The following is a 23829-nucleotide window of genomic DNA, read 5'->3' as shown; positions in this document are numbered from 1 at the left end:
CCACTCAGCCCTTCATCATATTGACGTCTTCGACCGCGATCGAGCCGCGGTTGCGGTAGAAGACAACGAGAATTGCAAGACCGATCGCCGCTTCGGCAGCCGCGACCGTCAGGATGAACAGCGCGAAGACCTGGCCGACGATGTCGTTCAGGAAATGCGAGAAGGCGACCATGTTGATGTTGACGGCAAGCAGGATCAGTTCGATCGACATCAGGATGACGATGACGTTCTTCCGGTTGAGGAAGATGCCGAAAACGCCGAGCGTGAAGAGGATAGCGCTGACCGTCAGGTAGTGGGAAAGTCCGATGACCATGTTCTTTGTTCCTTGACCTGCCTTTAGACGCCCTGCCCGGGCTTGACCGATACCACCTCAACGGCGGTGGCGGGCGTGCGGGCAACCTGCCTCGGAATATTCTGACGCTTGATGTTGGTGCGGTGCCGCAGCGTCAGCACGATCGCGCCGATCATGGCGACCAGGAGCACCAGACCGGCGATCTGGAAGAAATAGACGTAATTGGTGTAGAGCACGTCGCCGAGGGCCGCCGTATTCGTCCGCTCGCTGAGTGCCGGGATCGGCATGGCGACGGATTTGGCAATCTCCGGCGAGATGACGCTGCCGCCGATGACGACGATCAGTTCGGCCGCCAGGATCACCCCGATCAGCCCGCCGATCGGCGCATATTCGAGAACCCCTGCCCTCAATTCGGTGAAGTCGATATCGAGCATCATCACCACGAAAAGGAAGAGAACGGCGACGGCGCCGACATAGACGACGAGCAGGATCATCGCCAGGAATTCGGCACCGGCCAGCAGGAAGAGGCCGGCCGCGTTGAAGAACACCAGGATCAGGAACAGAACCGAGTGAACCGGGTTCTTCGCCCAGATGACCATGAACGCCGACGCCACCGCGACAAAGGCGAAAAGATAGAAAAATAGAGCCTGCAGACCCATGTTGGTGCCTTTTTCATCTTCCCCCGGGCAGCCGGGAGTTTTTCTGCCCGATAGAACTTTGCGCGGCTGACCGGCAAAACTCCTGTGCATATTGACCGCGACCGAAGCGCTCAAGCTCCATTACGGCATTTCAAAAACTCGATCAGCGGTACGGCGAGTCGATCGCGATGTTGCGGGCGATTTCGCGCTCCCACCGGTCTCCGTTATCCAGAAGCCGCGCCTTGTCGAAATAGAGCTCTTCGCGGGTTTCCGTCGCAAATTCGAAATTCGGGCCTTCGACGATCGCGTCGACCGGGCAGGCTTCCTGGCAGAAGCCGCAATAGATGCACTTCACCATGTCGATGTCGTAGCGCACCGTGCGGCGCGTGCCGTCGTTGCGGCGCGGACCGGCTTCGATGGTGATGGCCTGGGCAGGACAGATCGCCTCGCAGAGCTTGCAGGCGATGCAGCGTTCCTCGCCGTTCGGATAACGGCGCAGCGCATGCTCGCCGCGAAAACGCGGGGAGACCGGACCCTTTTCGAAGGGATAGTTGATCGTCGCCTTCTGGCGGAAGAAATAGCGCATCGACAGAAAGAACGCGCCGACGAATTCCTTGAGAAACAGCGAGTTGATGGAGCCGGACAAGCTTGCCATCTTCAACCTCCAATTTTGCCGGAAACGAGAGCGGACATGATCATGCCCAACCCGTCAGTTTCAGCACGAATGCAACGATGACGACCATGGCGAGCGACAGCGGCAGGAAGACCTTCCAGCCGAGGCGCATGAGCTGGTCGTAGCGGTAGCGCGGAACGAAGGCCTTGACCATCGCGAACATGAAGAACACCAGGCAGGCCTTCAGCGTGAACCAGATGATGCCAGGGACCCAGTTGAGGATCCAGATATCGACCGGGGGCAGCCAGCCGCCGAGGAAGAGGATCGTCGTCAGCGCGCACATCAGGCAGACGGCCGCATATTCGCCGAGCATGAACATCATGTATGGCGAGGAGCCGTATTCGACCATGAAGCCGGCGACGAGTTCCGATTCGGCTTCCGGAAGGTCGAAAGGCGGACGGTTCGTCTCAGCGAGCGCCGAAATGAAGAAGATGATGAACATCGGGAAGAGCGACAGCCAGTGCCAGTCGAGGAACGACGCCGGCAGGCCGAGCATGGTACCGAGGCCGGTATGCTGAGCATTGACGATATCGGTCAGGTTCAGCGAGCCGACGCAGAGAAGCACGGTGACGATGACGAAGCCGATCGAGACTTCATAGGACACCATCTGTGCCGCCGAGCGCAGCGCGCCGAGGAACGGATACTTCGAGTTCGAAGCCCAGCCACCCATGATGATGCCGTAGACCTCGAGCGAGGAGATGGCGAAAATATAGAGGATGCCGACATTGATGTTGGCGATCACCCATCCGTCGGCCAGCGGCACCACCGCCCAGGTGGACAGCGCCAGAAGCACCGTCACCAGCGGAGCCAGCAGGAACACCGCCTTGTTGGCGCCGGCCGGAATGATCGGCTCCTTGAAGACGAACTTCAGAAGGTCGGCGAAGGACTGGAACAGTCCGAAGGGACCGACGACGTTCGGGCCGCGGCGCAGCTGCACGGCCGCCCAGATCTTACGGTCGGCGAGCAGCACATAGGCGATGAAGACGAGCAGGCAGACGAGAAGCAGCAGCGACTGACCGATCATGATGATCGCCGGCCAGACATAGGTCGAAAAGAAAGAATCCATAGTCCCCTGCCCTTACTCTGCCGCGACTTTGAAGTTGTTGCGGGCCAATGCCGAGCACTCCGCCATGACAGCCGAGGCACGCGCTATCGGGTTCGTCAAATAGAAGTCTTTCACCGGCGACGCAAACCCTGACTTGTTCATCTTGCCGGCTTTTTTCGCAACTGCGGCAATTTGGGCGCTATCGCTTTCGGCGATCTCGTCGATGGCGGCGAAATGCGGGAAAGCAGCATAGAGCCGGACGCGCAATTCGCTGAGCGAATCGAAGGGGAGCTTCTTGCCGAGCACGTCAGACAGGGCGCGGATGATCGCCCAGTCCTCGCGGGCATCACCCGGCGCAAAGCCGGCGCGGTTGCCCATCTGAACGCGGCCTTCGGTGTTGACCCAGGTGCCGGACTTTTCGGTATAGGCTGCGGCCGGCAGGATGACGTCGGCATGATGCGCGCCGTTATCGCCGTGCGAGCCGATATAGACGGTGAGCTTGGCCTTCTTGGCGGCAAAGTCGAGTTCGTCGGCGCCGAGCAGGAAGAGCACGTCCATCGCCGTCAGCATTTCGGCGGCGTTGACGCCCTTGGCCCCCGGCACGAAGCCGAGATCGAGGCCACCGACGCGGGAGGCTGCCGTATGGAGGACGGCAAAACCGTTCCAGCCTTCGACAACAGCGCCGACCGAACCGGCGAGCTTGGCCGCACTGGCGAGAACGCCGGCGCCGTCGGTGCGCGACAGCGCGCCCTGGCCGATGATGATCATCGGCTTGGCAGCGTTCTTCAGGACGTCGGCGAAGGCATGGTTGCCATCGACCAGATCCTTCAGCGTGTCGGGACCGCCACCGAGGTAATCATAGCTGTAGCGCAGCTCGCCCGGCTCGCCGATGACGCCGATCGGGAACTTGCCGCGGCGCCAGCGCTTGCGGATGCGGGCGTTGAGGATGGCCGCCTCGAAGCGCGGATTGGCGCCGATGATCAAGAGCGCATCGGCCTGGCCGATGCCCGAAATGGTCGGGTTGAAGAGGTAGCTTGCACGGCCGAGCGACGGATCGAGTGCCGCCCCATCCTGGCGACAGTCGAGGTTGGTCGAGCCCAGCGACTTCACCAGTTCGGAGAGCGCATACATCTCCTCGACGGAAGCAAGGTCGCCTGATATCGCGCCGATCTTGTCGCCCGCGGTGGCGCTGACGGCGGCCTTGATGGTGCCGAAGGCTTCGGCCCAGGTGGCCGGCTGCAGGCGGCCGTCGCGGCGGACGTAAGGTCGGTCGAGGCGCTGGGTCTTCAGGCCGTCCCAGATGAAGCGGCTCTTGTCGGAGATCCACTCCTCGTTGATCGCCTCGTTGACACGCGGCAGGATGCGCATGACTTCGCGGCCACGGGTATCGACGCGGATCGCCGAACCGACGGCATCCATGACGTCGATCGATTCGGTCTTGTTCAATTCCCAGGGGCGCGCGGTGAAGGCGAAGGGCTTGGAGGTCAGCGCGCCGACCGGGCAAAGGTCGACGACGTTGCCCTGCAGCTCGGAGGTCATCGCCTGTTCGAGATAGGTGGTGATCTCGGCATCCTCGCCGCGGCCGATCAGGCCGAGTTCGGAAATGCCGGCGACCTCGGTGGTGAAGCGGACGCAGCGCGTGCAGTGGATGCAGCGGTTCATCACCGTCTTGACCAGCGGGCCGATATACTTGTCCTCGACGGCGCGCTTGTCTTCCTGATAACGCGAGGTGTCGATGCCGAAGGCCATCGCCTGGTCCTGCAGGTCGCATTCGCCGCCCTGGTCGCAGATCGGGCAATCGAGCGGATGGTTGATCAGCAGGAATTCCATCACACCTTCGCGGGCCTTCTTGACCATCGGGGTGTTGGTAAAGACCTCGGGCAGTTCGCCGTTCGGGCCGCCGCGGATGTCGCGCACGCTCATGGCGCAGGAAGCCTGCGGCTTCGGCGGGCCGCCCTTCACTTCGACAAGGCACATGCGGCAATTGCCGGCAACCGACAGCCGCTCGTGGAAGCAGAAGCGCGGAACCTCGGCGCCGGCGTCTTCGCACGCCTGCAACAGCGTGAAATGATCCGGAACTTCGATCTCGTTGCCGTCAATCTTCAGTTTTGCCATCGTCGCTCAGTCCTGTTTCCCGTTTGCCTGATGACGGCAAACAAACCTATTTTTGCAACAGTCTCATTGCCAAGCCGGATCTTTCGTCCTGCCGACAGCTGATGTCGCCCAAATTCTCTGTCGCGCGTTCCAGGTCCGGAACCCGCACCGGCATCTGCAGCTTGAGGCCCCCGCCCGTCCGCCGATCTGCCCTATTTCCGGCCGATTGATCCGGCCGGACAATTCATTTCCGTCTGCGGCCCCGTCCTGCCAGAACCTTCGCCTGACCAGTCCAGTCGTCACGCCCGATGCGGCCGTTGAAGCCGAGCTCGGCATCGAGCCGGACGATTTCCTCATCGCTCCAGGCGGCGATCTCCGCGAAGCTGCGAATACCCCTGGCGTTCAGCACCTGCTCTAGCTTCGGGCCGATGCCGGCGATCAGCTTCAGATCGTCGGCCTTAACAGCCCGCGCAACCGGCCTGGCCTTGACGGCGGGCTTCGGCTGGCTAGCAGGGACCGGTTCGCTGACCGGTGTGACAACAGTCAGCTTCGGCCGTGCCTTCTTCTCGACGTCAGGCTTGGCCTCGGCCGCCGGCTTGGCGACAGCCTTGACGGCAGGGCGAATATTCTCCGGCCGGATCTCGACGTCGGGCATCAGCGCGTCCGGCGGCGTGTCATCGAGGGCGGCAGCAAGTTTGCCGGTCGTTTCCAGCGCGCTCTGGAAGGCGCCGAAAAAGGCGCCTGCCATCTGGGTCGAGAAACCGAAGCCGATCGCCGTCGCGGCGGCAAAGGCCGCGGCAGGATGCGCCATCAGCGGATGCACCGGCATTGCCCGCGCATTTTCCAGCATCTCGGCAGCAAGCCGGCCAAAGCCGGCCGCGAAATCGGCTGCCTCTTCCTTCTTTCTGCCGTCGGATGCCTTGTCCACCATGATTATTCAGCCGCCTCCAGAACCGCACCGTGATCGAGCGCGCTCGCCGTATACTGGTCGATGCGCTTTTCGATCTCGGGACGGAAGTTACGGATCAGACCCTGCACCGGCCATGCGGCGGCGTCGCCGAGCGCGCAGATGGTGTGGCCTTCGATTTGCTTGGTCACTTGGAACAGCATGTCGATTTCGCGCTTCTGGGCATTGCCCTTGGCCATGCGCTCCATCACGCGCCACATCCAGCCCGTGCCTTCGCGGCACGGCGTGCACTGACCGCAGCTCTCATGCTTGAAGAAGGCGGAGATACGGGCGATCGCCTTGATGACGTCGGTGGACTTGTCCATGACGATCGCGGCGGCCGTGCCGAAGGAGGAGCCGACGCCGCGCAGGCCGTCGAAATCCATCGGGCAGTCGATAATGTCCTTGGCCGGAACGATCGGGCAGGATGCGCCGCCCGGAATGACGGCGAGCAGGTTGTCCCAGCCGCCGCGGATGCCACCGGCATGGCGGTCGACCAGTTCGCGGAAGGTGATGCCCATTTCCTCTTCGACCGTGCACGGCTTGTTGACGTGGCCGGAGAGCATGAACAGCTTGGTGCCGACATTGTTCGGACGGCCGATGGCCGAAAACCAGCCGGCGCCACGGCGCAGGATGGTCGGCGCAACAGCAATCGATTCGACGTTGTTGACAGTCGTCGGGCAGCCATAGAGGCCCATATTGGCCGGGAATGGCGGCTTCAGGCGCGGCTGGCCTTTCTTACCTTCGAGGCTTTCGAGCAGCGCTGTTTCCTCGCCGCAGATATAGGCGCCGGCGCCGTGATGGACGAAGATGTCCATGTCCCAGCCGAGCTTGTTGTTCTTGCCGAGCAGGCCGTAATCATAGCACTCGTCGATCGCCGCCTGCAGCGCCTCGCGCTCTCTTATATATTCGCCGCGCACATAGATATAGGCGGCATTGGCGCCCATCGCGAAGCTCGCGATGACGCAGCCTTCGATCAGCGTATGCGGATCGTGGCGCATGATGTCGCGGTCCTTGCAGGTGCCGGGCTCCGATTCGTCGGCGTTGACGACGAGGTAATGCGGGCGGCCGTCGCTTTCCTTCGGCATGAAGGACCATTTGAGGCCTGTCGGGAAACCGGCGCCGCCGCGACCGCGCAGGCCCGATGCCTTCATCTCGTTGATGATCCAGTCACGGCCCTTTTCGAGGATCTGCTTGGTGCCGTCCCAGTGGCCGCGGCTCATCGCGCCCTTCAGGGATTTGTCCTTGAGGCCGTAGATGTTGGTAAAGATGCGGTCTTTATCTTGTAACATGCTTCACCTCTTACCGCGGCTTCTTGCCGAAGACCTTGATATATTCCGCTTCGCCGCCCTTGGCGAGCGCCTTGGCCTGCTTGACCCAGTCGTCGCGCTCGATGCGGCCGCGGAAGTTCAGGTAGCCGTCGACCCATTCGCGCTCGGTCTTCTTCCAGCCCGCGACCTGCGAGAAGGTGAAGATGCCGATCTCGTTCAGCGTCGCCTCGATCTTCGGGCCGACGCCCGAGATCATCTTCAAATCATCCGGTGCGGCGGGCTTTTCGATGCCGGCCGGACGGTTCTTGTCGGTCAAAGCAGGCTTTGCCGCCGGGGCAGCTTCGGCCTTGACGGCAGCAGCAGGCGCCGGTTCGGCGGCGGCGGTGCCTGATATCGGCTGCTCTTGTGCAGCCTTTGCGTTCTTCGCCGCAGCCTTCGGCGCCGTTGCCGGCGTCTTCAGGGCAGCATTGGTTTCCGCGTCGGTGCTCTTCGGGCGGGCAGCCTCGGAGGGCGGAACCGGAGCGCCGTCGACCGGAGCCGAAATGGTTTCGGCATCCGCCTTCTTGGCGCGCGTCCGTGCCTTCGGCTCTTCCGTCGTCAGCGAAGTAGGGCCGCCTTCAGGCGCCGAAAACACCCGGTCAATCTGGGTGCCCGGCTTGATGCTGGCGCCATTGCCGGCGGCAAAGGCATCGATGATCTCTTCGAGACGCTCGGGCGTCAGGTCCTCGTAGGTGTCCTTGCCGATCATCACCATCGGGGCGTTGACGCAAGCCCCGAGACATTCGACCTCTTCCCAGGACAGCGTGCCTTCGGCATTGCGCTCGAAGGTATGAGCGTGGATCTTGCTCTTGCAGACCGACATCAGCGCTTCCGAGCCGCGCAGCATGCAGGGCGTCGTGCCGCAGACCTGGACATGGGCGCGGGTGCCGACGGGATGCAGCTGGAACTGCGTATAGAAGGTCGCGACCTCGAGCACGCGGATATAAGCCATGTCGAGCATGTCGGCGATCTTTTCGATCGCCGCGCGCGTGACCCAGCCGTCCTGCTCCTGCGCCCGCATCAATAGCGGAATGACCGCCGATTGCTGGCGGCCGGCGGGGTATTTCTGGATCGTTTTGTCCGCCCAGACCGCATTTTCATCGCTGAAAGCGAATGCGGCAGGCTGAAATTGATCTTCGGCTAATCGACGAACGGACATTCTTCCTCACGCCTTGTCAGTTTAGGGTTCCACACCGCGAAGCGGTCAAAGACTGCATTTCGCAGGCATAGGCCGACTGGTCTTTCTGCATAAACACTACGAATTTGCTGCCGTTCGGAATGGCAGCCTTGATCTGATAGCCCTTGGACAAAAGCTCGCCCATGGACGTTTGCGCCGCCGGCGGCGTCACTTCCTTACGGCCCAGCGGCGTGCCGAGGCTGTCGGCTTCCTGAGCCGAAACCCCGGATGCCGCAAGAAGAAGTGCGACGGCAAGCGGCAGAGCCTGCATCAGCGGTCCACCTCGCCGAAGACGATGTCGAGCGAGCCGAGAACGGCTGCGACGTCGGCAAGCTGGTGGCCGCGGCACATGAAGTCCATCGCCTGCAGATGCGCATAACCCGGCGCGCGGATCTTGCAGCGATAGGGCTTGTTGGTGCCGTCGGAGACGAGATAAACGCCGAACTCGCCCTTCGGCGCCTCGACGGCGGCGTAAACCTCGCCGGCCGGCACGTGGTAGCCTTCGGTATAGAGTTTGAAGTGGTGGATCAGCGCTTCCATCGAGCGCTTCATCTCGCCGCGCTTCGGCGGTACGACCTTGCCGTCGATCGACGAGAACGGACCGGTCTTGGCATCGGACAGCAGGCGATTGACGCATTGCTTCATGATGCGGACCGATTCGCGCATCTCGATCATGCGGATCAGGTAGCGGTCGTAATTGTCGCCGTTCTTGCCGATCGGAATGTCGAATTCGAGATCGGAATAACATTCGTAAGGCTGGGCGCGACGCAGATCCCAGGCCGCGCCCGAACCGCGCACCATGACGCCGGAAAAGCCCCAGGCCCAGCAGTCTTCCAGCGAGACGACGCCGATATCGACGTTGCGCTGCTTGAAGATGCGGTTGCCGGTCAACAGATTGTCGATGTCGTCGAGCGCCTTCAGGAAGGGATCGCACCAGTCGCCGATATCCTGCACGAGCTGTTCCGGCAGGTCCTGGTGGACGCCGCCCGGACGGACATAAGCGGCGTGCATGCGCGAACCGCTGGCGCGCTCGTAGAACACCATCAGCTTTTCACGCTCTTCGAAGCCCCAGAGCGGCGGCGTCAGCGCGCCGACGTCCATAGCCTGGGTCGTGACGTTCAGGAGATGCGAGAGGATGCGGCCGATTTCGGAATAGAGAACGCGGATCAGCTGGCCGCGGATCGGGATCTCGATGCCGAGCAGCTTTTCGACGGCCATCGCATAGGCATGCTCCTGGTTCATCGGCGCGACGTAATCGAGCCGATCGAAATAGGGCACGGCCTGCAGATAGGTCTTGGTCTCGATCAGCTTCTCGGTGCCGCGGTGCAGCAGGCCGATATGCGGATCGACCCGCTCCACAATTTCGCCGTCAAGCTCCAGGACAAGACGAAGAACGCCATGCGCCGCCGGATGCTGGGGTCCGAAGTTGATGTTGAAGTTGCGGACGTTATGTTCGGTCATGCTGCGTGCTCCGTGCCAAACGCGCTGCCTATCAAGCGAATAGCGAATGGCGAATAGCGAGTAGTTTCGTTCGGTCTCATCACTTCTCCTGGAGACTCCGTATCAACGCTCGAATCATTCGTCCGATCTCGTCGCATTTTCCGGTCATCTGCCTGAACTCACCCTCGTCGATCAGGCCGATGCGATGAGAGATGAGCATATGCGTTTCCAATTCTTTCAGCGAACCTTGGGAGATGCGCAGAAACTGAATGAAACTTCCTGTGACTTCACGTCCGTGTCCTTCAGCAATATTGGCTGCGATCGAAGTCGCCGCCCTGCGTATCTGAGCCGTCAGGCCGTAAACCTCCTCCTTGGGAAACTTTCTGGTCAGCTGATAACAATCCACCGCGAGATCGATCGCCATCTGCCAGACCTTAAGATCCTTGTAGGAGTTTATCGTCTGCCCGCCCCTTCCAACTATTCGCTATTCGCTACTCACTATTCGCCTTTATTGTTTCGCCTTTTCATCCCCCGGGAGAACATATTCCGTCCCCTCCCATGGCGACATGAAGTCGAAGTTGCGAAATTCCTGCTTGAGTTCCACCGGCTCGTAGACGACGCGTTTCGCGGCGTCGTCGTAGCGGACCTCGACGAAACCGGTGGTCGGGAAGTCCTTGCGCAGCGGATGGCCTTCAAAGCCGTAGTCGGTGAGGATGCGGCGCAGGTCCGGATGGCCGGTGAAGAGTACGCCGTACATGTCCCAGGTTTCGCGCTCGAACCAGTCGGCGCCGGGATGGACGGCGCAGGCCGAGGGAACCGGCGTATCTTCGTCGGTTGCGACCTTGATGCGGATGCGCAGATTCTGTTTCGGCGACAGCAGGTGATAGACGACGTCGAAACGCAGTTCGCGCTGCGGCCAGTCGACGCCGCAAATATCGATCAGGTTGACGAAACCGCATTTGGCGTCGTCGCGCAGGAAGGTCAGCAGCGCGATCAGGTTTTCACCCATCGTCGTCAGCGTCAGCTCGCCATACTTCAGCTGCGAGGCGGCGATCAGATTGCCGCGCGCTTCGCCAAGGTAGGACGCAAGCTCAGTCAGGGCTTCACTCATATGCCTTGTCCTTAACCCTTAGCGTTCGATCGTGCCGGTGCGCCGGATCTTCTTCTGCAGCAGAAGCACGCCATAGAGCAGCGCCTCCGCCGTGGGGGGACAGCCCGGCACGTAGATATCGATCGGCACGATGCGGTCGCAGCCACGCACCACCGAATAGGAATAGTGATAATAACCGCCGCCATTGGCGCAGGAGCCCATCGAGATGACGTAGCGCGGCTCGGGCATCTGGTCGTAGACCTTGCGCAAGGCGGGCGCCATCTTGTTGGTCAGCGTGCCGGCGACGATCATCACGTCGGACTGGCGCGGCGAGGCGCGCGGCGCAAAACCGAAGCGCTCGACGTCGTAACGCGGCATCGACAGCTGCATCATCTCGACGGCGCAGCAGGCAAGGCCGAAGGTCATCCACATCAGCGAGCCGGTGCGGGCCCAGTTGATCAGTTCGTCGGTCGAGGTGACGAGAAAACCCTTATCGGCAAGCTCGTTATTGATCTCGCCGAAAAAGGCGTCGTTGCTGCCGATCGGCTTGCCGGTCGAGGGATCGATGATCCCCTTCGGCTGCTGGGCGACGAGCGGCTGATTGCTCACAGGGGCTACTCCCATTCCAGGGCTCCCTTCTTCCATTCATAGATAAAGCCGATGGTCAGCACGAGGAGGAAGACCATCATGGACCAGAAGCCGAACCAGCCGATGGCGCCGAAGGAAACGGCCCAAGGGAAGAGGAAGGCGACTTCGAGGTCGAAGATGATGAAGAGGATCGACACGAGGTAGAAGCGGATGTCGAACTTCATGCGGGCGTCGTCGAACGCGTTGAAGCCGCATTCGTAAGCCGAGAGCTTTTCCGAATCGGGCGCTTTGAAAGCGACGGCGAACGGCGCAATGAGCAGCGCCAGGCCGATAACGAGCGCGATACCGATGAAGATGGCGATCGGAATATAAGAACTGAGCAGTTCAGTCATCATGTTCATCCCTGCTTGCCGGAGGCGCCAGGCGGCGCATTTGGGCAAATGCCCGGCAAGCGAACGTGCGTTGCAACAAGCCGTGGTTAGCGCAGCCGACGCCCCGGCGCAAGAGATTTACAGAGGCAATTCGACGCGTCGCGCGCGGACATTATCAAGCAGATGCAACGATGTCGCGACAAATCCGCCCAAGCTGCCTGAAGCTGCATGTCTGACCACTGGAAACTGCATGGCTTTGCGAAGAAAATGGCGCGAGTGACGGGGCTCGAACCCGCGACCTCCGGCGTGACAGGCCGGCACTCTAACCGACTGAGCTACACCCGCGCATAGGACCGGCCATTTGCGGCCGCGAGGATGAAGAAACCCGGACAAACGACAAATCACATTTGCGTTTTACAAGACTTGAAATGGCGCGAGTGACGGGGCTCGAACCCGCGACCTCCGGCGTGACAGGCCGGCACTCTAACCAACTGAGCTACACCCGCAATTCATTTCAAGCAGTCCGGATGCCTTCGCACCCTCACCAAAACGGCTGCCCGTTTCGATGAGCGGCTAACTACGGGGTTCGCCTTTTAGTGTCAAGCAGGTTTGGAGACAAAACCATGACAGTCGTTGAATTGTTTCGGCAAGGCCCGCACGGAGCGAAGGAAAAGCCGGCAAATCCGTTTCCCGCAGCGGCGCTGACGCCCGATCGAAGCCGACGGCAGAGCCGAAGCCGACATGCCCGCCGCCTTCCCCTCCCCTTTATCCACAGCCCGGCCGCGCCCGATCGACATAGCAGGGAGCGGAACCGCCACCAAAAAAATCAAAAAATCTTCACAAACACTCTTGCGGTTTTGCCGCGATCCGCATAGATCACGGCCACCAACGCGGCAGGCCGATCCGGCTTCGTTTGCGATGGGCGATTAGCTCAGTTGGTAGAGCGCCTCGTTTACACCGAGGATGTCGGGAGTTCGAGTCTCTCATCGCCCACCATTTCTATAATTTCCCGCTGCTTGTTCATCAGAGTTAGGCGTCCGAATTAGCTCGCTAATCCGGTCACGATCTGCGCAAGGTGCTTCGGTCAGGAGGCACCTCATGAAAACCGTTGCCATCATCTCTGCGCTGCTTATCGCCAGCGTGGCTGCGCCGCCGTGCATTGCCAAGGAGCCCGCGCAAGAGGTGTTCCTGTCTGTCGGAGACCAGACGATGACGACGTCGGGAGAAACTCCGGCGCGTGAAGCCAGGACATATCTCCTGAGAATGCAGTCGGATCTGCCGATTGTTTTTTCAGTCGATGCAGACAATTCAGCCTGCAGCCTGGAAATCATGAAAGCCAGCCAGCGCGGCGTCTTCAGCAAAATCAACCGATTCCCCGCATCTTTTAGAGACAGCGGTCAAAGTGGCGATGAATATAGGTTTTCGTTTTTCCAGAACCACGTTTCATTTATGAGCGGCGCCCGATGCGCCTTCTCGTTTTCGCTGACGCAAAAGTGACTGCGTGATTGGGGTGTTGGGCACGCCTTCCGTCTGGCGGGCACTCATCGCCACGCTTCGCCAGTTGTTGATCCGCCGCCGAAACCAGCCGCGAATCGTCCCCCGTTGGATCGACGCAGAGCGAAGCGGCGATCAATCCTAAATCGACCTCATGCTATCAAAATCTCTGCCCGCTTCTGGCTGGAGTGACCACGACCGTGGCCGAGTGCGGACAGGTCTGCGTTCTCGAGGCGGCATTCGGCAAGACGTTCCCGCGCACCAAGGCGTTACGTCCGACCGTTTCAGATGCGCGCCATCCCGGCAGCGCTCCACCAAAACGGACTACTCCCGCCACCACGCCACCTCCTATTGGGCGAATGGATGGAGACCGGCAAAAGTGGGAGTATTCGCCGCCCGGAAAGTCTCCGCGCTGGAAGGCTTACGACGCCTGGAGGTGTGCCATGAGGGCCTTAAGCTCCGCATTGACGCTGTGCATCGCGATTGCCCTTTGTACGCCAAGTGCCATCTATGTCAGCCTGCCCGGATACGCCTTCAAGACGAATCCGAAATGCCAGCGCCACGAACCAAAAACGCGATTCGACAACAGGTGCGACTGGCCGAGACTAGGCTTCAAGAACTTTACGCCCCCGCTTGTGACCGTGCTTGGGATCTGAAGCCTCCTCGGCTTCTTCGCCAATCATCGTAGTGCCGGCGCACCTGGTGCGTTCACCCCTTCGCGAGTTCCTTATCCACCGCCGAAACCAGCCGCGAATCATCTGCCGTCACGTCAGGCGCGAAGCGGGCGGCGACTTTGCCGTCGCGGCCGATCAGGAATTTTTCGAAATTCCAGAGGATGTCGTCCTCGTCGCCGCCTGCCAGGCCGTGGGATTTCAGGCGTTCGCGCATCGGGCCATCGCCCGTGGTCGCCACGCCCGATTTTGTGAGTTGCCGGTAAAGCGGGTGCTGGGCATCGCCCTTTACCGAGATCTTCGAGAAGATCGGGAAGGTGACGTCATAGGTGCTGGTGCAGAAGTCGAGAATCTCGGCGTCGGTGCCGGGCTCCTGGCCCTTGAAGTCGTTGGCGGGGAAAGCGGCGATGACAAAGCCGCGCTCGCGCTTTTCGCCATAGAGCTTTTCCAGTCCCTCATATTGCGGCGTCAGCCCGCATTTCGAGGCGACATTGACGACCAGGAGCACCCTGCCCTTGTATTCGTTGAGCGTGGTCTCGCGACCATCCACAGTCTTGACCGGGATATCCAGCACGTTGCCCGTCACGGGAACCTCCAATTTTTTAAAGGATATGGTTCGCCAAACTTAGCGATATCGCCGCCGTTGTCATCAGCGTCGGGATCAACTCGGCGTCAACAAAACGCCGGTGCGGCTTCCGGCCGCACCGGGCCTTCACACCTCAGGCCGGGGATGTTTCCTTCACGTCGTCGAGCAGGAAGTGCACGACGAGATAATCCGTCTTGTAGTGGCGCCCACTCTCCGACACCGAATCGACGCTGCCGCCGTCCTTCGGGTGCCAGGCGTGGTAATGGGGATTGGTGGTGATCAGGGTGATGGCCTTGCCATCTCTGTCGCCGAGCCGGAAGCGCATCTCGGCGAGCGGCCAGATCCGCTCGTAATCCTGCATGGTGATTCGCGCCTTCAGCGCCTTGCGCTGCAGCGGCGCTTCGCCGGCCTCGGCGGGTACGTCCAACGTCACCTCCTCGGCTCCGCTGATGATGGCGTTGAATTCTTCAGGCCACATGCGTCTCATGAAATCGCTCCTCCCGAGGCTTTTCCGTCAGTCCACAGCTGGAACTTAGCGGTTTGTCCGAAAGAAGCAAATTCCTGTCATGTGGTTGTCATCGTCATCAGTCGCTCCTACCTTCCCGTCAAACCGCATCAGGGCCGTCAGTCGCCCGCAATCCCGAGTTCAGAGATGAAGACACGTGAAGACAGGCAGGCGCTCCGGGCGAGCATGCCGCGCACTCCGCTCAGCGCCCATCATATGGAAAACGCCCGGCTGCTGCCGGACCGCGGCGAGCTGCTCTACCGCATCCCGAACGGCGGCATCGGCGTCGAGGTGGGTGCCGCCTTCGGCGAATACACGGCGGAGATCCTGGAAAAGAACCGCCCGGCGCAGCTCTATCTCATCGATCCCTGGTCGATGGATCGCTACAGCTCCGGGCTCGATGCGATCCATACGAATTTCGCGGCCGAGATCGCCGCCGGCCGGCTGCATCTGATGCAGGGCACGTCGCTGGAGAAGCTTGCCGAATTCGAGGACGATTTCCTCGACTGGGCCTATATCGATACCGACCATTCCTTCGAGCTCACCTGGCAGGAGCTGCTGCTCTGCGACAAGAAGGTGAAGCGGACGGGGCGCATTGCCGGGCATGATTTCTGCACCGGCAATACGGTCAAGCCGATCGTCTATGGCGTCGTCGAGGCCGTCACCAAATTCTGCAAGGATTACGGCTGGCAATTCGAGTTCCTGACGGTCGAATCACACGCGCATTTTTCCTATTGCCTGAAGCGGCTCTGATTGGCTTAGGCCTTGCCGGAATATTGCGCGTCGCTGACCTTTTCCATCCAGTCGACGTGCTTGCCATCCAACGCCTCGTGCATGGCGATATGCACCATCGCCGTATCCGGGGCAGCCCCGTGCCAATGTTTTTCACCCGGTGAGAACCAGACGGTGTCGCCGGCGCGGATCTCGCGGATTTCCTCGCCCCAGCTCTGGGCGAGGCCCTTGCCTGATGTGACGATCAGCGTCTGGCCGAGCGGATGCGTATGCCAGGCCGTGCGGGCGCCGGGTTCGAAGGTGACGGAGGTTGCCCTCATCCGGGCTGGCGCCGGCGCTTCCATCAGCGGGTCCTGGCGAACGGCGCCGGTGAAATAGTCGGCCGGTGGCTTCGTCGAGGGACTGGAGCCGGCGGGTTTGATCTCCATGGTCTTTCCTTTTCCATTCATTGCGGTTGAAGCCTTGTAACCCGACGATATTTCATCGAGGCGACCAATCAAGGCCGGATCGACAATTGCCGCATAGTCCCCTGCCTGATAGGCCAGTGTCTTTCATCACTTACGAAGGATTTTTCCATGAAACACCATGCTTTCGGCCGCATGCCCTTCACCGTCACCAATGTCGGCTTCGGCGCCTGGCAGATCGGCGGCTCCTGGGGCGATATCAGCGAGGCGGACGGACGCGCGGCGCTGAATGCCGCGCTCGATGCCGGCATGACCTTCATCGAGACGGCTGACGTTTATGGCGACGGCCGCTCGGAAAAAATCATCGCCGACGTGCTGAAGACCCGTGGCGGCGCCCGCCCGATGGTCGCCACCAAGGCGGGCCGCCGCCTCAATCCGCATGTCGCCGAAGGCTACAGCAAGGCCAATCTCGAAGGCTTCATCGACCGCAGCCTGACGAATCTTGCCGTCGACAGCCTCGACCTCGTGCAGTTGCACTGCCCGCCGCGCGACGTGCTTTACCAGCCCGAGGTCTTCGAAGGTCTCGACGCGCTGCAGAAGGCCGGCAAGATCAAGGGTTACGGCGTCAGCGTCGAAAAGGTCGAGGACGGGCTGAAGGCGATCGAATATCCCGGCGTCGTCAGCATCCAGATCATCTACAATATCTTCCGCCAGCGCCCCGATCACCTGTTCTTCCAGGAAGCGCGCCGCAGGAACGTGGCGATCATCGCCCGCGTGCCGCTCGCAAGCGGCCTTCTCTCCGGCAAGATCACCCGGGAGACGCACTTTGCCAGCGACGATCACCGCAATTTCAACCGCAACGGCGAAGCCTTCGATGTCGGCGAGACCTTTGCCGGTGTGCCCTTCGAAGTCGGCCTGCAGGCGGTGGAAGAGGTGCGCAAGCTGGTGCCTGCAGGTGCCACGATGGCCGCCTTCGCGCTCCGCTGGATCCTGATGGCTGAAGCCGTCACCGTCGTCATCCCCGGCGCCCGCAATGGCGAGCAGGCGAGAGCCAATGCGGCCGCCGCCGACCTCGCGCCGCTTTCGGCCGACGTCATGGCGGCAACGCGCGAGATCTACGAGCGGCTGATCGCACCGCATGTGCATCAGCGTTGGTAGGCCATCGACATCCCAAAATGCAAATGACCGAAACGCAAAATGGCCGGGTTTCGCCCGGCCATTTTCATGTGGTGGAACCGTCAGAAGCTCAGTTCGTGCCGACCAAGTCGACCGGGAAGAACAGGGTCTCGCCGGAGGAGTCGCTGACGCCGTCGTTGTCGGTCACGGCGTAGGGCTTGCCCGAGGCGTCGAAGGTGAAGCCTTCGAGTTTGTCGAGCACATAGCCGTTGGTCGCGGTCTTGAGTTCACCGAGGAAGTCGTGGGCTTCGGTCTTCTTGACGACCGGCAGCTCGCCGCCGAGCTTGGCCGGCTTCAGCTCCGAGATCGCCACCTTGTAGAGCTTCTTCAGCTTGGCGGCATCGCCGACGAGGTTGTCGCGCTCGATGATGTAGACACTGTCGCCGTGAGCCGAGATTTCCGACAGGCCGACCCAGCCGCTTTCCGTCTTGTCGAGCGGATAGCGCACGGCGCCCCATTCCTTCTTCTTCGGATTGTAGGAGACGAGCTTGACGAAGCCCTTCTCGTCGTCAGCCCACTCGCGCTGGACCGCCATCCAGAGCGTCGTTTCGTCGCCGGTGCCGACAATGGTGACGCCTTCGAAGCCGTAGCGGATTTCGTTGGCGGCGAGCTCCTTCGGCAGGGCGATCTCGGCCTTGATGTCGCCCTTGGCGTTGACGTTGTAGAGGGCGTGCGGGACGAGACGCTCGCTGTAGCCTTCCGAGGCGAGCCAGAAGGAGCCGTCGGCGGCAGCCGCAATGCCTTCGATGTCGAGCTTCTGGGCCGGGGCGCCGTCACGCTTGACGACGAGAGCGTCGGTAATGACGGCCGGCTTCTTGCCGGCATCGATCGTGTAGATCGTCGGCTGCGAGCCGAGAACACTGTCGCTGACGGCGTAGAGCATGCCTGGCTTGCCCGGAACCGCGGCGAGACCCGAAAGGGCTGCAAAGCCGATCGGATTGCCGTCCCTCTCGGCCGAAACAATCTGCGGATAGGCCTTTTCGCCTTCCGAGCGCTCATAAATCATCACGTGCGAGCGGGCGCCGCCGTCCTTGCCGAGGTCGAGTTCGTTGGCTGTCGCGAAGAGATTGCGTGCAGGAATGGCGATCCCGCCTTCCGGTGAAATCCCCGACGGCAGCAATTGCACGAGCTCGGGATCGGCGCCGGTATCCCTATAGACGCCGACGACCGAAGCGCGCTCGGCGAGCAGGAAGAAATATTGCTCGTCGCCGAACTTGGCGGCTTCGAGACCCTCCGGCTCGACGCCCTTCGATCCCGAACGGCTTTCCGGATAGTGGCCGATATGAGCGACGGCGCGTTCGAAGGAAGCGCCCGATTCGTAGAGAACCTTGCCTGTCTTGTCGAAGATGGTAAAGCTGCGCGAGCCGCCCTGGTAGTCGCCCTCATTGGCAACGACGAGGCGGTTATCATCCAGCCACTTCACGGCGTCGGGCTCGCGCGCGACAGCCTTGGCTTCGGCTGTGAATTTGAGGGCGCCGTCACGCTTGGTGTCGATGCCGGTGAGATCGACGCTGCCGGCGGAGAAGTGCGTCTTCACTGCAGCCGTGTTGGCGTCGATGATGACGATCTCGTTGTTTTCCTGCAGCGTCAGGGCGATCTCGTTCAGACCGTTGAAGGCGACGAATTCCGGCTCCGGATCTTCGGGCGCGACGCCGGCAAGGCCGGTCAGCGCCACGTGTTTGATGGTGCCGCAATCGACAGTGCCGTTCTTGAGCTGGAAGACGACGAGGTCGCCGGCCGGCATTTGCGGGATCTTACCGTCATTGACCTCTTCGTCGCGCTCGTTTTCGACCGCAATAGTGCCGAGCGTCTTGTCCTTGTTGAGGGCGATCGAATCCGGCTGGCCGCCGAGATCGCAGCTGTTTTCGATCTTTTTCGTCGCCACGTCGACGATTGCCAGACGGCCCGACGGCTTGGCCTTGCTTTCGGAGGTGTTGACGGCGACCAGCGCCTTGCCGCCGCTCGAGGTGACCGATGTCGGCTCGCCGTCCATCATCAGTGCGCCGCCGGCCTTCGGAGCCTTGGCGTCGGTGATGTCGATGAAGCCGATCGCGCCGAGCGGGCTGTCGCTATAGATCAGCGTGTTGCCGTCGTCGGTCGCGGTGATGATTTCGGCCGACGTGGCCGAAAGCTTATCCTTGTCAGCAGGCAGGTTCTCAGCCACCGGGAAAGAGGCGATCCGGTTGAAGACCGGTTCGGCCGCAGCCGGAAAGGCAACGGATGCGAGAAGCACGGCAGCAAGCGCTGCCTTGCGCGATGAAATTGTCATGAAATCCCCCATGTATCGAACATTCGAAACATGAGTTTTTTGCGGGAACGGCGTGACAGAGGCATGACAGATGCGACATTTTGCGCCTGAACAGGTCAGGCGGGTTTGCGCTCCCTGCGCATCTCGTTTCGCATGATGAAGAGCGAGGCGGACAGGATGAGGGCCGCTCCCAGCCAGAGGTAACCCGCCGGCGCATAACCGAAGAACAGCCAGCCGGCCAGCACGTTCAGCGGCAGCTTCAGATCGTCGAAAGGCTGGACGTAGGCGGCATCTGCCGCGGCATAGGCAAGCGTCAGAAAATACTGCGCCGCCGCGGTCAAGAGCCCCGTCAGCAGGAACAAGGCAAGGGTTGCGCCCGTCGGCACGGCAAAGCCCGCCGCAAGCGCCAGGCCGCCGTTTATCGGCGTCAGCAGAACGAGCAGCCAGACGGTGATCGTCTCCGGTCGTTCGATGCCCGTCAGGCTCTTGGTGATGAGCGACGAGGCGCCCCACAGCAGCGCCGAAAGCACCGGCAGGAGTGCTGCCCAGCCAAAACCGTCCGACCATGGCTGCAGGATGATCATCGCGCCGGTGAAACCGGCTGCGGTCGCCGCCCAGCGGGCCGGACCGACGCGCTCACCGAGAAAGAGCCGGGCCCCCAGAATGATGAAGAAGGGCGAGGTCATCACCAGTGCGATCGCCTGCCAGATCGGCACCGCGGCAAGGCCGGCGACCCACGCCTCGACGCCGAGCGCGGCAAGCACGACGCGCGCGAGGTGGCGCCAGGGATAGCGCGTGCGCATCGCCGCAAGGCCGAGCCGGCGAAGGAACGGCAGCGAAAACAGGAAGGCGAAGCCATACTGCCAGAAGGCGGCCGAGGCTGAGGGAAAGGCAAGCTTCATCGTCAGCCATTGAGTGACGACGTTGAGAAGCGAAAAAGCAATGCCGGCAAGGACCATCCAGAGGGCGCCGACAACGGCCCGGGACGGCGCGGCAGCAAGGGAAGTCTGATTCATGTCTTTCATCCACGACTTAGGGACCAACATAAATCAGGACGCATGAGCTGCCGACACGGACGACATGACGAATCCTCGCCCTTCGCACGACCGACTCATTCTCTTCCATCCGGACTTTAACCGTCGGCTCCGGAATCGCACCGGATCTGCTGACCCCTCCCCCGCTTCGACACGAGAGAAGGCGCTCGCGGGCTTGAGCCGAGACCCTTTACCGCCGGTGGGGAGTTTCACCCCGCCCTGAGAACAGAAATCTCGTAAATCAAAGCCTGCGTGGCGGCAAGGTCAGTCAAAGCAAAAAAAGGTCCGACAAAGCAAAGGGCCCGCCACAAGCAAAAGGGGTCCGGCAAGCCGAACCCCTCCCAAATCCTGCACAGCCGGTCTCGTTTCCGGCTGGCGGATAATCCCAGATCAGCCGTTGACGGCGTCCTTCAGGCCCTTGCCGGGCGTGAACTTCGGCACGTTGCGAGCCGGAATGTCGACTTCAGCGCCCGTCGACGGGTTGCGGCCCTTCGTTGCGGCGCGATGAGAAACGGTGAAGCTGCCGAAACCCGCGAGGCGGATGTCGCCCTTGTTCTTGAGTTCAGCCTGGACAACGTCAAAAACCGCGTCAACAGCGGAAGCCGCGTCAGACTTCGTCAGTCCTGCCTTTTCGGCGACTGCGGACACGAGTTCATTCTTGTTCATGTTTCCACCCCTTTCTAAATGGTATGAAACGACTCAAAAGTAAGCTAGGCGCCGAATAGGTTTCATCAGGCCCGCCGGAAACCCAAAAGCCCTGCAAATCAAGGAAAAGCAAGCGTCTCCATGACGTTTTCACAAAAAAGGCTGGCGTTTTCGCCAGCCTTTTTCCGTGTTTTGCTCCAATGGGGCATAAATGTGGCCGAGGCCATTCAATGCGCTATGGTTGCGCCTGTCTCATCGAGGCCTTCGACCGATGCGATGACCGGCGTTTCCACCGTGCCGTCCCATTCGATTGGCTCCGGCCGCCGGATCAGCGCATGCTTGATTACCTCGCCCATGCGGGATACCGGGATGATCTCCATGTTGTTCTTCACGTTATCAGGAATCTCCGCCAGATCCTTGGCGTTTTCCTCCGGAATCAGCACCTTCTTGATGCCGCCGCGAAGCGCTGCAAGCAGCTTTTCCTTGAGACCGCCGATCGGCAGCACACGGCCGCGAAGGGTGATTTCACCGGTCATGGCCACGTGCCTGTTCACCGGGATACCGGTCATGATCGAGACGATCGCGGTCGCCATGGCGACGCCGGCCGAGGGGCCATCCTTCGGGGTCGCGCCTTCCGGCACGTGCACGTGGATGTCGCTCTTGTCGAAGCGCGGCGGCTCGATGCCGAAATCGACGGCGCGCGAGCGGACATAGGAGGCCGCTGCCGAAATCGATTCCTTCATGACTTCCTTCAGATTGCCGGTGACCGTCATGCGGCCCTTGCCCGGCATCATCACGCCTTCGATGGTCAGCAGCTCGCCGCCGACCTCCGTCCAGGCCAGACCGGTCACAACGCCGACCTGATCCTCGCCCTCGGCTTCGCCGTGGCGGAAGCGCGGGACGCCCAGATAGTCGGAGATGTTGGCGGCCGTCACGTGAACGGACTTGGTCTTGCCCTTGATGATCTCGGTAACCGCCTTGCGGGCGAGCTTCATCAACTCGCGTTCGAAGCTGCGGACACCGGCTTCACGGGTGTACTGCTGGCTGATCGCCATCAGGGCGTCGTCGCTGACCGAGAATTCTTCCGGCTGCAACGCATGTTCCTTGATGGCCTTCGGCAGCAGGTGCCGCTTGGCGATCTCGCGCTTTTCATCTTCGGTGTAGCCGGCGATACGGATGATCTCCATGCGATCCATCAGCGGCGCAGGGATGTTCAGCGTATTCGCGGTCGTGATGAACATCACGTCCGACAGGTCGTATTCGACCTCCAGATAGTGATCCATGAAGGTCGAGTTCTGGGCCGGATCGAGCACTTCGAGCAGAGCCGAAGACGGATCGCCGCGATAGTCCTGGCCGAGCTTGTCGATCTCGTCGAGCAGGAACAGCGGGTTGGACTTCTTCGCCTTCTTCATCGACTGGATGACCTTGCCGGGCATCGAGCCGATATAGGTGCGTCGGTGACCGCGGATTTCGGCTTCGTCGCGAACGCCGCCAAGCGCCATGCGGACATACTCACGGCCGGTCGCCTTGGCGATCGACTGGGCGAGCGAGGTCTTGCCGACACCGGGAGGGCCGACGAGGCAGAGAATCGGGCCTTTTATTTTAGTGGCACGGGCCTGCACGGCTAGATATTCGACGATGCGCTCCTTGACCTTGTCGAGACCGAAGTGATCGGCTTCGAGGATCTTCTCGGCATTGTTGAGATCGGCCTTGATCTTCGACTTCTTGCCCCAGGGAATGCCGAGCAGCCAGTCCAGATAATTGCGCACGACGGTGGCTTCCGCCGACATCGGGCTCATCTGGCGCAGCTTCTTCAGCTCCGCATCGGCCTTTTCGCGGGCCTCCTTGGACAGCTTGGTCTTGGCGATGCGCTCTTCCAGTTCGCTCATCTCGTCGCGGCCTTCCTCGCCGTCGCCGAGTTCCTTCTGGATCGCCTTCATCTGCTCATTGAGGTAGTATTCGCGCTGGGTCTTCTCCATCTGGCGCTTGACGCGCGAGCGGATGCGCTTTTCGACCTGCAGCACCGAAATCTCGCCTTCCATGAAGCCGAGCGCCTTTTCGAGACGGGCCTTGACGCTGGTGGTTTCCAGCATCTCCTGCTTCTCGGTGATCTTGATCGACAGATGCGAGGCGACCGTATCGGCGAGCTTGGAATAGTCGTCGATCTGGCTGGCTGCACCGACCACTTCGGGCGAAATCTTCTTGTTGAGCTTCACATAGCTCTCGAATTCGGAGACGACCGAACGCGACAGAGCTTCCAGCTCGACCGGATCGTCGTGCGGCTCTTCGAGCACATGGCCGAGCGCTTCGTAGAAATCTTCGCGGCTGGTATAGGTGTCGATCTCGGCGCGGGCGCGGCCTTCGACCAGAACCTTGACGGTGCCGTCGGGCAGCTTCAGGAGCTGCAACACGTTCGCCACGGTGCCGACATTGTGGATCGCGGACGGATCCGGATCGTCGTCACTGGCGTTGATCTGCGTGACCAGCATGATCTGCTTGTCGGAACCCATGACCTCTTCGAGCGCACGGATCGACTTTTCCCGTCCGACGAACAGCGGCACGATCATATGCGGGAAAACCACGATGTCGCGCAAGGGCAGAACAGGGTAGGCAGTACTGCTCGCTACAGACGTTTTCTTCGTCATTTTTAAGTCCTTTCCATCGTCCCGT

25 protein-coding genes, 3 tRNA genes and 1 riboswitch are annotated in these 23829 nt (G+C 61.2%); of the genes, 5 read left to right on the top strand and 23 right to left on the bottom strand.

The window, feature by feature from the left end; translation table 11 throughout:
• Positions 1-4: 4 nt before the first annotated feature.
• From nuoK to CO667_RS06795, 16 genes are all read right to left on the bottom strand, one after another.
• The gene (gene nuoK, locus CO667_RS06870; RefSeq protein ID WP_027685143.1) at positions 5-313 is read right to left on the bottom strand and encodes an NADH-quinone oxidoreductase subunit NuoK; all 309 of its coding nucleotides are present in this window, start codon (positions 311-313) and stop codon (positions 5-7) included.
• Positions 314-336: 23 nt separating this feature from the next.
• Entirely contained in the window at positions 337-951 is a 615-nt protein-coding gene (locus CO667_RS06865) for an NADH-quinone oxidoreductase subunit J (protein ID WP_033180330.1), read from the bottom strand.
• Positions 952-1093: 142 nt separating this feature from the next.
• Entirely contained in the window at positions 1094-1585 is a 492-nt protein-coding gene (nuoI, locus tag CO667_RS06860; RefSeq protein ID WP_017959943.1) for an NADH-quinone oxidoreductase subunit NuoI, read from the bottom strand.
• Between the two features lie 40 nt (positions 1586-1625).
• Positions 1626-2669: an NADH-quinone oxidoreductase subunit NuoH gene (nuoH, locus tag CO667_RS06855; RefSeq protein ID WP_018241596.1), complete on the bottom strand. Its 1044-nt coding sequence runs from the start codon at positions 2667-2669 to the stop codon at positions 1626-1628.
• A gap of 12 nt (positions 2670-2681) precedes the next feature.
• On the bottom strand, positions 2682-4763 hold the full coding sequence (nuoG, locus tag CO667_RS06850; RefSeq protein ID WP_097617655.1) for an NADH-quinone oxidoreductase subunit NuoG: 2082 nt from the start codon (positions 4761-4763) through the stop codon (positions 2682-2684).
• A gap of 223 nt (positions 4764-4986) precedes the next feature.
• Complete coding sequence (locus CO667_RS06845) at positions 4987-5673, bottom strand: 5' DNA nuclease (protein ID WP_097617654.1); 687 nt, start codon at positions 5671-5673, stop codon at positions 4987-4989.
• A gap of 2 nt (positions 5674-5675) precedes the next feature.
• On the bottom strand, positions 5676-6980 hold the full coding sequence (gene nuoF / locus CO667_RS06840) for an NADH-quinone oxidoreductase subunit NuoF (protein WP_003547378.1): 1305 nt from the start codon (positions 6978-6980) through the stop codon (positions 5676-5678).
• Between the two features lie 10 nt (positions 6981-6990).
• The gene (locus tag CO667_RS06835; protein WP_097617653.1) at positions 6991-8157 is read right to left on the bottom strand and encodes an NADH-quinone oxidoreductase subunit E; all 1167 of its coding nucleotides are present in this window, start codon (positions 8155-8157) and stop codon (positions 6991-6993) included.
• A gap of 16 nt (positions 8158-8173) precedes the next feature.
• Positions 8174-8446, bottom strand: a complete 273-nt coding sequence (locus CO667_RS06830) for a hypothetical protein (RefSeq protein ID WP_097617652.1) — start codon at positions 8444-8446, stop codon at positions 8174-8176.
• Positions 8446-9636: an NADH-quinone oxidoreductase subunit D gene (locus CO667_RS06825; protein ID WP_097617651.1), complete on the bottom strand. Its 1191-nt coding sequence runs from the start codon at positions 9634-9636 to the stop codon at positions 8446-8448. Before CO667_RS06825 ends, CO667_RS06830 begins: the two co-directional genes overlap by 1 nt.
• A gap of 79 nt (positions 9637-9715) precedes the next feature.
• A complete protein-coding gene (locus CO667_RS06820) occupies positions 9716-10072 on the bottom strand; it encodes a four helix bundle protein (RefSeq protein WP_280953209.1) in 357 nt (118 codons plus the stop codon).
• 51 nt (positions 10073-10123) lie between these two features.
• Complete coding sequence (locus CO667_RS06815; RefSeq protein ID WP_097617649.1) at positions 10124-10726, bottom strand: NADH-quinone oxidoreductase subunit C; 603 nt, start codon at positions 10724-10726, stop codon at positions 10124-10126.
• Positions 10727-10744: 18 nt separating this feature from the next.
• A complete protein-coding gene (locus CO667_RS06810; RefSeq protein ID WP_003578567.1) occupies positions 10745-11329 on the bottom strand; it encodes an NADH-quinone oxidoreductase subunit B in 585 nt (194 codons plus the stop codon).
• Entirely contained in the window at positions 11320-11685 is a 366-nt protein-coding gene (locus CO667_RS06805) for an NADH-quinone oxidoreductase subunit A (RefSeq protein ID WP_008521906.1), read from the bottom strand. Before CO667_RS06805 ends, CO667_RS06810 begins: the two co-directional genes overlap by 10 nt.
• A 247-nt stretch (positions 11686-11932) precedes the next feature.
• Positions 11933-12009, bottom strand: a tRNA-Asp gene (locus tag CO667_RS06800).
• Positions 12010-12093: 84 nt separating this feature from the next.
• A tRNA-Asp gene (locus CO667_RS06795) sits at positions 12094-12170 on the bottom strand.
• Positions 12171-12584: 414 nt separating this feature from the next.
• Here CO667_RS06795 and CO667_RS06790 point away from each other — a divergent pair.
• From CO667_RS06790 to CO667_RS36335, 3 genes are all read left to right on the top strand, one after another.
• Positions 12585-12660, top strand: a tRNA-Val gene (locus tag CO667_RS06790).
• Between the two features lie 102 nt (positions 12661-12762).
• Positions 12763-13161: a hypothetical protein gene (locus CO667_RS06785; protein ID WP_097617648.1), complete on the top strand. Its 399-nt coding sequence runs from the start codon at positions 12763-12765 to the stop codon at positions 13159-13161.
• A gap of 440 nt (positions 13162-13601) precedes the next feature.
• Positions 13602-13814 carry a hypothetical protein gene (locus CO667_RS36335; protein ID WP_097617647.1) on the top strand — a complete coding sequence of 71 codons (213 nt, stop codon included), beginning with the start codon at positions 13602-13604 and terminating at the stop codon, positions 13812-13814.
• Between the two features lie 52 nt (positions 13815-13866).
• Here the strand turns inward: CO667_RS36335 and CO667_RS06775 are convergent, their stop codons facing one another.
• Complete coding sequence (locus CO667_RS06775) at positions 13867-14415, bottom strand: glutathione peroxidase (protein ID WP_097617646.1); 549 nt, start codon at positions 14413-14415, stop codon at positions 13867-13869.
• A 133-nt stretch (positions 14416-14548) separates the two neighbouring features.
• A complete protein-coding gene (locus CO667_RS06770) occupies positions 14549-14902 on the bottom strand; it encodes a hypothetical protein (protein WP_097617645.1) in 354 nt (117 codons plus the stop codon).
• Positions 14903-15067: 165 nt separating this feature from the next.
• Between CO667_RS06770 and CO667_RS06765 the strand changes: the two genes are divergently transcribed.
• Positions 15068-15673, top strand: a complete 606-nt coding sequence (locus CO667_RS06765) for a class I SAM-dependent methyltransferase (RefSeq protein ID WP_097611086.1) — start codon at positions 15068-15070, stop codon at positions 15671-15673.
• Between the two features lie 5 nt (positions 15674-15678).
• Here the strand turns inward: CO667_RS06765 and CO667_RS06760 are convergent, their stop codons facing one another.
• Positions 15679-16101: a cupin domain-containing protein gene (locus CO667_RS06760; RefSeq protein ID WP_097617644.1), complete on the bottom strand. Its 423-nt coding sequence runs from the start codon at positions 16099-16101 to the stop codon at positions 15679-15681.
• Between the two features lie 126 nt (positions 16102-16227).
• Here CO667_RS06760 and CO667_RS06755 point away from each other — a divergent pair, with 126 nt between their 5' ends.
• The gene (locus tag CO667_RS06755) at positions 16228-17214 is read left to right on the top strand and encodes an aldo/keto reductase (protein WP_097617643.1); all 987 of its coding nucleotides are present in this window, start codon (positions 16228-16230) and stop codon (positions 17212-17214) included.
• Between the two features lie 88 nt (positions 17215-17302).
• On the opposite strand, the gene CO667_RS06750 is transcribed toward CO667_RS06755, so the two are convergent.
• From CO667_RS06750 to lon, 4 genes are all read right to left on the bottom strand, one after another.
• The gene (locus CO667_RS06750) at positions 17303-19501 is read right to left on the bottom strand and encodes an esterase-like activity of phytase family protein (protein WP_097617720.1); all 2199 of its coding nucleotides are present in this window, start codon (positions 19499-19501) and stop codon (positions 17303-17305) included.
• 95 nt (positions 19502-19596) lie between these two features.
• A complete protein-coding gene (locus CO667_RS06745) occupies positions 19597-20496 on the bottom strand; it encodes a DMT family transporter (protein WP_097617642.1) in 900 nt (299 codons plus the stop codon).
• A 93-nt stretch (positions 20497-20589) separates the two neighbouring features.
• Positions 20590-20745: riboswitch (FMN riboswitch) on the bottom strand.
• Between the two features lie 159 nt (positions 20746-20904).
• Positions 20905-21180 carry a DNA-binding protein HupB gene (gene hupB / locus CO667_RS06740; protein ID WP_003558438.1) on the bottom strand — a complete coding sequence of 92 codons (276 nt, stop codon included), beginning with the start codon at positions 21178-21180 and terminating at the stop codon, positions 20905-20907.
• 206 nt (positions 21181-21386) lie between these two features.
• Positions 21387-23804, bottom strand: coding sequence for an endopeptidase La (gene lon, locus CO667_RS06735; RefSeq protein ID WP_097617641.1), 2418 nt, complete (start codon positions 23802-23804; stop codon positions 21387-21389).
• Positions 23805-23829: the final 25 nt, after the last annotated feature.

It is taken from the genome of Rhizobium sp. L43 (assembly GCF_002531725.1).
Lineage (GTDB): Bacteria > Pseudomonadota > Alphaproteobacteria > Rhizobiales > Rhizobiaceae > Rhizobium.
This window is presented reverse-complemented; position numbering and strand designations above follow the sequence as displayed.